The following is a 10240-nucleotide window of genomic DNA, read 5'->3' on the forward strand; positions in this document are numbered from 1 at the left end:
GTGGGGAGGAGAGTTTTGGAGTGATGGATATTACGCAAGTACGGTAGGAAAGCATGGGGATGAAGGTATGATAGCGAGATATGTAAAAGAACAAGATAAAGAATACCTGCAGCTACACCAAAATCTACAATTGAGTCTATTTTGATTCTGATACCCCGTCCGCTTGCGGCGGGGTAGTTCATTTCTTTTTTCATTTTCTGATAACATTGAATTATTCCTCCCATCGAGATATATTCTGAATTGTAAGTTATAACTATAATAATCTCATTTCTCTTTGTGATCAAGTTGAAGATTTTCTAGTTTTTGATTGCTATAAGTATTAATACTCATTGCATAAGTGAGATGCTCCCCAGAACCACAATAAACTAAGTTTAGTCTAGCAAGTCCAAATTAGGGCGGTGGCGAAGGCACTAGGTAGCGGCACGGTGGCGAATTTAGTATTAACTAAAATTCTCTAAAGCTTCAAATTGACGTAAGGCAAGACTAGAACCTTGGCTCCAGCCTAATTCAACATAATAGGGAAAAAGTTTCTTGATATTTATATCGGGAAAGATACGACTATTTCCCCTTTCTTGATAACTGTCCTCTATTAACAAATATATTTTTAATTCTTCCCGACGATAAACCCACAATTCGGGTATTTTTAGCAATTGATAAGCTCCTACATCAGTCAGAGAAGTAAAATCCACTTCTATAGCTAAATCGGGAGGAGGATCAACAGTTAAATCAATTCTTTCTTTGCCTAAAATTGCCTGTCTATTATCAATATAAAAACAAGTATCTGGCTCTACTCCCGCTTCTCCCGGCATTTTCAAGGTAATGGGATCAAAACATTCCCAGTCTTTACCTTGACGACGGAGGATAATTTTTACTAAATCACTTAAAAGATTGATACGTTTGCCATGACTTGGTAAAGGAGACATAAGCCTAATTTCTTGAGTTTTGCGATTAAAATAGAGTTTGGGATAGGTTTTATGGAGACGTAAACTCAGCAATCTTTCGTAATCTTCCCAAGTCTGATGCGGAAAAATAACTTGACTGCCCGGAGATAAAGATAAAGTATTTTCGTTGAGAGTAATTAGTAACATTTTGGTAATTATCCTTAATTTTTTCCTGTGGGATTTAACTAATTTCGCTCTGGCAACCAATGCCTATCAAGCATTTGTTTGAGAGAATAGGGACAATTTAGAGGGAAATTGTGAGGAGATATTTCAGTTTTTTGTCCGACAATAAAAACGGCATCTTGATAGATTCTTTCTTGGTTATCTAGGAGATATTTTTCTAGATTGGTGCTTAAGTATCCATTTAGCTGAACTCTAAAAGTGGCTATTTCTCCTTGCCAATGCCGATGATTTAATTCAAATTCTTTTGACCAATATTGCCACAGCAAAAGATGAATAATTATCTGTCTTAAAAAACTCTCAACTCGATGTTTATCCCGTTTGCTCAAAGCCTCCAACTCCTCGATTAAATGTTGAATATCCAACTCAGCTAGACGATTTTCCTTGAGAAGTTTAATTGTTTCATTCAACCAGAGATGTTCATCTTGTTCGTAGAGAAATTGTAACTGATTTAGCCAAGTATCTCTTTTCATATTTTTTCGGCTGAGGAGACTTCTAAAACTGCTTTCGGGTAGGCAATGCGTTGATGGTGGAATTGTTGCCAAACCTGCACAAAAACCTCGGCAATAATTGGTAATTCCTCCTGACGAATACCACTATCTACTAATTGTTGCTCGCGCCATCGGGCCTGAAAAATCTTTTTGATCATATCCATGGCTTGTTCTGGGGAGGCCTCCTTCAGCGATCGCAAAGCAGCCTCGCTACTATCAGCTAACATAACGATCGCCGTTTCTCTCGATTGGGGAATCGGACCATCGTAGCGAAAGGCCGCCTCATCGACGAGTTCTTGACCATTTTGGGCGGATTTTTGCAAAGCTTGCTGATAAAAATAGGAAATTAAGAGATTGCCTTGGTGTTCGGGAATAAAATCGCGAACCACTCGCGGTAAACCGTGTCTGCGGGCCATGACTAACCCTTCGCTAACGTGCTTTTTAATAATCTCGGCGCTGACGTAGGGATCGTTAATTTCATCGTGTTTATTCGGGCCACCCATTTGATTTTCAATAAAACCGAGAGGATCGTGCATTTTCCCGATATCGTGATAAAGGGTTCCCGTGCGAATTAATTCCACATTACAGTGCAGTTTTCTGGCGGCCGCTTCAGCTAAACAGGCGACAAAAAGGGTATGTTGAAAAGTACCAGGTGCTTCCGTGGCCAAACGTTTGAGCAAACTACAATTAGGATTGGACAACTCCACCAGACGAATGGGAGTCACCACATCGAAACAGCGTTCCAAATAGGGGGATAATCCTAGGGCGATTACCGTCCAAGCTATTCCCGATAGACCATAGACGAGGGCCGTGGGTAGTAGAGTATAGATGATCGTGCTGGCCGTGGCGCTAACGATTAGGTAGGTGAGCAGATAAACACCCCCTTGACTGACTCCGATTCCCATCCCTAGGAGCGATAATTCATCCCGGGAGCGCAATTTTGCCGCTATCATCGCCGCTAATAGTCCCCCAATCGTCCCGGCGATTAAATCGGCACTGATGCCTTGGATGCTGAATAGGGAAAGACCGGCAGTTAAGAGGACTTGGGTGACGGCCAGAGTCGGGCCATAGAAACTGCTGACTAATAAACCCACGCCTGCCAGATTGGTAAAGGGAATATTAGCGATCGCTAGGATCGGTGTGGTGAAACTTAGTAAACCCAAGAGAAGAAAATCCCGGTGACGCAGGGGCCGATGGAGACGCTGGGCAACGAGGCAAAAAGTGCCGATCGCGCTGGTGACAAGGATTGCCGTTGACCCTAAACCCATCCAGTTAATGCCCCGTTCGCTTAAACCAAAGCCATCGATGAGAACAAACTGAGCTTGAGTAATTTTTTCGCCTGCTTTAACGATAATTTGACCGGTTTGAGCGTTAGACATGACCATATCTACCGCTTCCACTGCTTTAGTGGCTTGTTCTTTGGTGGCCTCTCGATCTTCTATCAGGTTCGTTTGTCCTTCTAGGGCCGCCAGAAGGATATTTTCGGCTAAAAGCTGCTGACGACGGTTTAGGCGATCGCTGCTAATCTGCACGGCGATGGTATCCTGTAGGTGACTGGTGGAAATCCCGGGAGGAATGCCTTGCACCAAAATCCGGCGCCCCGCTTGCAGGACGGCTTTTTCTAGGTTTTGCCACTCTCGATCGCCCATTTGGGCTGCTGTGATCAGAGCGGCATATTTGAGTTTATTTAAGCTAGAATGCCGATAATTTTGGCTGGTTTGCTCCTGTATTTGCCGTAATTGCTCCAATCGATCGACAAATTGCTCAAAGTTTCCCTTCGTCACGCGCTGACGATAGGCTTGGATTTCCTGCATAGCATATTCCTGTTCTTTTGTCAAGGGTTTTGCAAAAGATTCTTTATAGTTGAGTCCGCTTTCTAGGGTTGACCATTGAGCGGCAGAAAAGGTGAGCAGCGTTCCCAGCGTGGCGTTAGAAATAGTCCTGCTCAGTAAAATCGAATTTTTTGGCAAAATTGGGCTAATTTGACTTAATTGCCCTAAAGTGTCCCCTAGCGATCGCTCAATCTGGGCAGTGATTTGGGGATCTCTTTTCAGTCGGGGAAGCAGTCCAGCCCGAATTTTTTGGCGTTTGAGGTCGGTGGTTTCTTGGTCTTGAAAACTGGCATCTTCGGGGGCGATAATTGTGACCGGAGAAATAGTCCCGACGGCCAATTTCGGCTGATTATAGAAACGATAACCGACCACGCTAGTCAGACAACCGACGGTAAACAGGAAGATTAAGGGTCGTCGCAGTTTGCCCAGGGAGTAAGAGCGAGATTTTCGGGCAGAATCAGGAAAAACAGTGAAAGAATGCAGAAAATGATTCATAAATTCCAGCTAAATTCTATAAACTGCGCCACCATGCCCAGAGGAAAAATACCAGCAATTTGGTTGTGTGTTCCCTTTTCTATTGTAAGGACTCCCTGTGCAAAAAAATTTTTTCTCGAAAGGTATCTAGATTAACTTGATGCGGGGGTTTTTCGCCTTCTGGTGCGCCCAAATAACCCAAAAATCGCCCCAAATCCCCAAAAAACGGGCGGGCCGATAATTGCCGGTGGGCGAACGCAGTTCGATAAACTCACTGACCACAGTTCGCCCCTACAAAATCGACCGGCCTTTGGGCGGGAAAAAAAAGAGAAAAAGGGTTACAGGGTCCTCCCAGCACCGCACACCACGGGAAAGTTAGACAAGGAGAGATTATTTTGATTGATTTTCCTTAATATTGTTGAAAGCTTGCTCACTTTTAGCAAGTGTTATTTTTCGCTTTTATTGTTTAAACAGGGATGGCGGTTTCTAGGGAAATTTTCAGATTCCTGTTCTCAGAAATCCTATAGTTAAGTTTTTCAAAACCAATAACTTCGCCTTTTTGATTTTTCATTAAAATAACTTCGTCGCCGGTTTCTTCGCAGAGATATTCCGAAGAGCGATCGCCAAACCACACGGTTAAGGTATTGCCCATCGGATCATAATAAACGTTTACTTCTGCCATAAAATTTCCCCTTCTTTAATTGCATCGGTGGGATAAGTGGTAATTAGGAAACCATCACCATTGAGTTTTCGGATAATGGCACAGAGCCAACGTTTTGGTCGTTGAAGTTGATAAAAAAGATAAACATTGGGATCACTGCGGCTACGTCGAATTTCATCAGGTTGGCTAAGGGTTTCTTGGACTAATTTTTCTTGTCCTTTCATTATAGGATGTTTTATCTGGGTGATAATTTCCCAATAGGTAACAGTGACGCAGATCGTACAATTAAGAGGGGTTGAAATCTCAAAAAATAGATCATTTTTGCTCATGTTTTGTCCTCATCAGCAAATTCTTAGTCAAGATGAAAACTGGCATCTTCGAGGGCGATAATTGTGACCGGAGAAATAGTCCCGACGGCTAATTTCGGCTGATTATAGAAACGACAACCGACGGTAAACAGGAAGATTAAGGGTCGTCGCAGTTTACCCAGGGAGTAAGAGCGAGATTTTCGGGCAGAATCAGGAAAAACAGTGAAAGAATGCAGAAAATGATTCATAAATTCCAGCTAAATTCTATAAACTGCGCCACCATGCCCAGAGGAAAAATACCAGCAATTTGGTTGTGTGTTCCCTTTTCTATTGTAAGGACTCCCTGTGCAAAAAAATTTTTTCTCGAAAGGTATCTAGATTAACTTGATGCGGGGGTTTTTCGCCTTCTGGTGCGCCCAAAACCCGTAGGGGCGCATTGCGTGCGCCCAACCCCCCAAAAACCCGTAGGGGCGCATCGCGTGCGCCCAAATAACCCCAAAAACCCGTAGGGGCGCATCGCGTGCGCCCAAATAACCCAAAAATCGCCCCAAATCCCCAAAAAACGGGCGGGCCGATAATTGCCGGTGGGACGATAATTGCCGGTGGGCGAACGCAGTTCGCCCCTACAAAATCGACCGGCCTTTGGGCGGTAAAAAAGGAAAAAAAAGAGAAAAACGGTTACACAGTCCCCCCGACACCGCACACCACCCGAAAACCGAGGTGGTCGAAGGTGTCGTTGCGGACGTAGCTGTTGCAGTAAGCGGAACGGCAGTTATTAGGAGGGTTGAACCAAGAACCGCCCCGCAATGCACGATAATAATCACCATTCCAAGTATCGGCGCACCACTCCCAGACATTGCCGTGCATATCGTATAGCCCAAAAGCGTTTGGGGGAAACTGTTCCACGGGAGTCGTTTGTTGTCGATATTCTCCTGTAGGTTCATCGGCATAAGTTTCAGTAGCTCGATAGTTAGCTAAATCTGCCGTTATCGTTCCCCCAAAGTGAAAGGCGGTTGTTGTCCCCGCTCTACAGGCATATTCCCATTCTGCCTCACTCGGTAGCCGATACTCCCGTTTTGTTTCCCTTAATAGTCGTTTACAGAATTCCGTTGCTTGATACCAGTTGACTCGTTCTACGGGTAGCTCATCCCCTTTGAAGCGAGAGGGGTTTGTCTCTAGGTCGATGTCTATTTTAGCGGTTGCGGCAATCGCTCTCCACTGGGCCTGGGTAATCGGGGTTTGACTCATGTAGAAAGCGGGGACTTTGACTAGGTGTTGTGGTCTTTCCCTTCTAAATACTTGCCAACGAAATTTTTTAACCAGTCTTTCGATTTCCTCATCTTCCGTTCCCATCCAGAATTCTCCTTGGGGAATATACATCATGCGGATATAGTTTTGAGCTTTTTTCCGGTTGCCAACTTCTGGAAGGTTTTCATCGTAAAAATAGGCTTTAACAGGTTTTCTCTCGATAACTTTGCCTGTTTCATTAACCAATACTGTTTCTGCGGTAAAAAGGAAAAGGTTTTCATTGTAGGGAACAATGTAGGGAACAATAGCGGCTACTTTGTCTATTAAACGTTTTTGTAGGGTTCCCTCGTCTTCTGGGGAAAGTTGAAGGACATTACCAACGTGGTTTAAATCCCCTCTAGAATAGGCGGCAATCGGTTCATTAAGCAATAATAAGGGTTCATAATCGGCTAAAGCAGCGGATATATTTTTTAATAAAGCTGTCAATCTCACAAGACGCACTCGGTTATTATTTTTGATAGCTTCTGCTAGTACCTGTTTGATTTCATTGACTGCTTGACTGGGTTTTAGGTAGGCAAGAGCTAACCATTGTTGATTTTGCCAATAAACCGATTTTGAGCAATAATCACCGATTTGTTCCTGAATATAGGTTTGTAACTGATAGGCCAGAGATTTGAGTTCCTCTGGGGTTAATTTTTCTAATAGTAGTTTACGAACATCGGGAGACATTTCATAAAGTTCTCGATCTATTTTGCGGACTAAACTGGAGAGTAAAATATCAGCGATCGCATACCAGGGAGCTTGATTATTTTTATCTTGATGTTGACGCAGATAATAAAGTAAATTAGGGGATAAACCAAGGGGAAAAGCCGCTCGCTGCGCTAGTTCTCTGGTGTTTAGTTCGTTTTCTTCTTCAAATAATCTTAAACGGCTTTTTGCGCTAAAAAAATCTTCATCCTCATCCCAATTATCCCCTTGTTGAAACTGATTAGGATTAAATGGAAAATGACGGGGTGGGATAGCTTCTTCTTTTAGCCATGTTATCAAGTTTTCCCAGTCCTCTGTGGTTAGTTCAAACATGGAAAAATTGGGTATATCTTCAGCTAAATTAGCAATATCGATCGCAGTTGTCCCATACCATCGATGATAGGGTAAGGGGTTTAACCATGCGACTCGGCTAAATCTTCGGCTAAATCGTCGGATAAAGGTTTCTGTTGCGCTCAAGCGCTCTTCTACATAACGTTTTCTAGCGGCACCTGCATCACTAAGAATTAGACAACTGGTTACTTCAGGAGAATAGTTAGAGAGAACTTTGGTTAAAGATTGACTTTCCCAACCGTTTTCTTGTCGTAAAACCTCGTCTCTAATCAGATTATCAAAGTAAAAATGGGGAACATTTGCCCAAGTTTGCTTCATTATCCGACCAAATCCTGCAAAGGGAATCATCGAGTCAGAACAATCAATAAAAATAATAATTTCTCGGCGATAAAGTTGCTTCTTTTGGTAAATTATTTGGTCAAAAAAACCTCTTTTAGCTGTTGCCATCACCGTAGCTTTTATATCCCAAGTTTGTCGAGGATTTTCTAGGGGTAATGGACGCAGTTGCTGCCAACTTTCTTGTAACTTAGCGATGCCAATAGGATAATAATCAGGATTATCTAGGGAGGTGATTTTTTTTCGCTTTTCAATAGCTGTGGCAATTTGTGGAAATGAAGTCTCTGGTGCTATTTGTCTATCCCCCGGAGGGGTAATTTCTAATGAGGGAGATTCCCTATCATCCATCGGGTTTATGCTTTTGCTAATCGATTCTTCTGGATGGCGAATAGGTATTTTTTGGGCTATTTCTGTATTTATTTCTGGTTGTAATTGTAGCATCTCTGTCCAGGCCTGATCAAACTTTTGTTTTTCTTCTAGAGATTTAACCCATAAAGCTTGACAAAGAAGTTTAATTTTAGGATTCTCTAAGTTGGGATTCTCTTGAATAGCAATATCAGAATCATTGGCGAGTTTTTGAATCAGGTAATTTTCCACCCGATAATATTGTTCAATAGACAGCAGAAATCCTTCTTCGTCTCTGAGTTGATAAAATAGGTCAAGTAGGGGGGATGTCATTGGCTTTTTTAACCTCTTGTTCCATAATCTTGTAAATCGGTACGGCTTTTTAGTAAAACACTAGCGTGGGGTAATTTGTCTTTTTTTAATTTGGCGATAATTTCTTCAGGTTTGTACTTGAGTAACGATTTAAACCAGGCTATTAATTCACTGGTGCTAACTTTTTTTTCTCCTTCAGATTTAGTCTCGTCTTGTGATGTTCTCACTTCCAGAAAACGGTTCACTGCTTTGATGATAACCTCTTGTTGAGCGTCGGTAAACCGTTCGGTTAATATTTTTCTTAATCTTTCTTGGTTGGGTAGCTCAATATAGTGATAAATGCAACGTCTCAGAAAAGCATTGGGTAAGTTTTTTTCTTGATTACTGGTAATGATAATTAGAGGAAAAGCTTGATCATTTGCTTGAATTAATTCTCCTGTTTCTTTAATGAAAAAACGACGAGATTCAATGGCTAAAAGTAAATCGTTAGGAAAATCTCGATCTGCTTTATCTATTTCATCAATTAATACTACCGATTGTTCCTGCTTATCTTGACTTTGTTTAAATGCTTTACCCAAGGGTTGTAAATCAAACCAATCCTTTGAAGTAGCTGGATTTTTTTGCTTTGAAGAAGATTCTTCTGTTCCTTTTTTGCTTAAAATTCCGCTAATTTGAGCAGCTTGTAAACGGCCAATATAATCATATTGATAGAGACTATCTTCTGCTTTACTTGTAGATTGAACTATCCACTCATAATATTTTATAGGACCACTTTTCTGACCATTATTAAATTCATAAACTAAAGCATGAGCTAGACGACTTTTGCCACATCCCGGTTCACCTTCTAGTAACAAAGGCATTCCCAATTCAATAGCCAAGTTAACAACTTCTATTAACTCATCACCTGCGTCATAGGGATAAATTTTCTGTTGAATCGGTTCATAATAAAGATCCGATTCTGGTTGAATTTCTCCCGTGTAGGTTAAGGATAGTTTAGCCATCTATTTTGCCCCGATAATTGTCCTTTAAATTGTTGATAAAAAGCGTTCAGTGTCTTTTCTATGTCGCCTTGATTGCTATTTTCCCATAATTCCTGCAAGGTAGATTTAAATAAGTCTGTGGTTTCATCCTGTAAGTCGCAACCCAACTGAAGTTGTTGAGCAAAAGTTGGAATAATTTCCTGAAAAGACCGTTGTTCAAAGCGAGAGTCAATCTGTAAGCGGTGAATAGGAAATTCTGATAATTTGTCCTTATCTCTCCAATCATTCCCTTCTCCATAATCTAACCAAATCATTAATAAAAAGCCCAGAATGGGACTATTTTGTATTTTACGAGCGTTGGTAATTAAGTTTTGCCAAAATGAATCAATGTCCTTTAAACGGTCAAAGTCTGCACAATCAATTCCTTCAAAAATCAAACAAAAATTATTAGTCTTTAAATTTTTAATTCCTCCAGAATTATTGAAAAAATGTTCATGAAGACTATAGCTATCCCATTCTTCCTGACCATCTCCTTGAAACTTAAAAACAATAGGTTTAACGGGCAAATTATTAGTGATCAAGATTTCTTTTTCTAAACGATGTAAACACCAAAAACGATATTGATGAGGACAAGGGGGAATATAAATACTGCCTTCTCGTAAAGGTTTAGCGGCTATTGAACTGGTAAAATTTACTAGATTAGTGTAATTAAATTTTGTCAAAACATGATAAATTTTTTCATTATTTGTTCGTTGATTTTTTGGGTTTTGATGATGATTTTGACAACATTCTAAGCTTTCAAAATCTAGGTCTAATACTTCGCAATAAGCTTGAACAATATAAGACTGTCTAGAGGGTCTTCCTTTTTTTCCTAGTCCATATTTTTTTTCAGTACAAAACCGCAAACTATAGCGGTATGCACTTGCATGAGGTACAATAGAAGAGGACAATAAATTATAGACCTAGGCAGGAGCCACGACCCGATGAAGCCCTATTCTTTAGACTTGCGACAAAAGATCATCGAGACCTACGAG

Annotated in this window: 8 protein-coding genes and 2 pseudogenes; 1 reads left to right on the forward strand and 9 read right to left on the reverse strand. The window is 41.2% G+C overall.

The window, feature by feature from the left end; all coding sequences use genetic code 11:
* On the forward strand, positions 1 to 145 hold a 145-nt coding region (locus IQ234_RS17670; protein ID WP_193956859.1), incomplete at its 5' end, for a transposase.
* A gap of 295 nt (positions 146 to 440) precedes the next feature.
* Here the strand turns inward: IQ234_RS17670 and IQ234_RS17675 are convergent.
* From IQ234_RS17675 to IQ234_RS17715, 9 genes and pseudogenes are all read right to left on the reverse strand, one after another.
* Positions 441 to 1088: a Uma2 family endonuclease gene (locus IQ234_RS17675; RefSeq protein WP_193958036.1), complete on the reverse strand. Its 648-nt coding sequence runs from the start codon at positions 1086 to 1088 to the stop codon at positions 441 to 443.
* Positions 1089 to 1126: 38 nt separating this feature from the next.
* Positions 1127 to 1594, reverse strand: a complete 468-nt coding sequence (locus IQ234_RS17680) for a DUF29 domain-containing protein (protein ID WP_193958037.1) — start codon at positions 1592 to 1594, stop codon at positions 1127 to 1129.
* Entirely contained in the window at positions 1591 to 3939 is a 2349-nt protein-coding gene (locus tag IQ234_RS17685) for an HD family phosphohydrolase (RefSeq protein ID WP_193958038.1), read from the reverse strand. The genes IQ234_RS17680 and IQ234_RS17685 overlap by 4 nt, the downstream gene beginning before the upstream one ends.
* Positions 3940 to 4384: 445 nt before the next feature.
* The gene (locus IQ234_RS17690; RefSeq protein ID WP_002764315.1) at positions 4385 to 4600 is read right to left on the reverse strand and encodes a DUF2283 domain-containing protein; all 216 of its coding nucleotides are present in this window, start codon (positions 4598 to 4600) and stop codon (positions 4385 to 4387) included.
* Complete coding sequence (locus IQ234_RS17695) at positions 4588 to 4908, reverse strand: hypothetical protein (protein ID WP_002790593.1); 321 nt, start codon at positions 4906 to 4908, stop codon at positions 4588 to 4590. Before IQ234_RS17695 ends, IQ234_RS17690 begins: the two co-directional genes overlap by 13 nt.
* Positions 4909 to 4943: 35 nt before the next feature.
* Positions 4944 to 5135: pseudogene (locus IQ234_RS17700) on the reverse strand (hypothetical protein); the annotation flags it as partial.
* Between the two features lie 430 nt (positions 5136 to 5565).
* Entirely contained in the window at positions 5566 to 8247 is a 2682-nt protein-coding gene (locus IQ234_RS17705) for a formylglycine-generating enzyme family protein (RefSeq protein WP_193958040.1), read from the reverse strand.
* A gap of 8 nt (positions 8248 to 8255) precedes the next feature.
* Positions 8256 to 9227: an AAA family ATPase gene (locus IQ234_RS17710; protein ID WP_193958041.1), complete on the reverse strand. Its 972-nt coding sequence runs from the start codon at positions 9225 to 9227 to the stop codon at positions 8256 to 8258.
* Positions 9209 to 10120 (reverse strand): annotated as a pseudogene (locus tag IQ234_RS17715) (hypothetical protein); the annotation flags it as partial. The gene IQ234_RS17710 and the pseudogene IQ234_RS17715, both read right to left, overlap by 19 nt.
* Between the last annotated feature and the right edge of the window lie 120 nt (positions 10121 to 10240).

The sequence above is a fragment of the Microcystis aeruginosa LEGE 91341 genome, from assembly GCF_015206885.1.
GTDB classification, from domain to species: Bacteria; Cyanobacteriota; Cyanobacteriia; order Cyanobacteriales; family Microcystaceae; genus Microcystis; species Microcystis aeruginosa_H.

What these genes read in the sequence shown, in the direction of transcription:
- IQ234_RS17675 (WP_193958036.1), bottom strand. Translation starts at nt 1,088, where the DNA reads ATGTTACTAATTACTCTCAACGAAAATACTTTATCTTTATCTCCGGGC.
- IQ234_RS17680 (WP_193958037.1), bottom strand. Translation starts at nt 1,594, where the DNA reads ATGAAAAGAGATACTTGGCTAAATCAGTTACAATTTCTCTACGAACAA.
- IQ234_RS17685 (WP_193958038.1), bottom strand. Translation starts at nt 3,939, where the DNA reads ATGAATCATTTTCTGCATTCTTTCACTGTTTTTCCTGATTCTGCCCGA.
- IQ234_RS17690 (WP_002764315.1), bottom strand. Translation starts at nt 4,600, where the DNA reads ATGGCAGAAGTAAACGTTTATTATGATCCGATGGGCAATACCTTAACC.
- IQ234_RS17695 (WP_002790593.1), bottom strand. Translation starts at nt 4,908, where the DNA reads ATGAGCAAAAATGATCTATTTTTTGAGATTTCAACCCCTCTTAATTGT.
- IQ234_RS17705 (WP_193958040.1), bottom strand. Translation starts at nt 8,247, where the DNA reads ATGACATCCCCCCTACTTGACCTATTTTATCAACTCAGAGACGAAGAA.
- IQ234_RS17710 (WP_193958041.1), bottom strand. Translation starts at nt 9,227, where the DNA reads ATGGCTAAACTATCCTTAACCTACACGGGAGAAATTCAACCAGAATCG.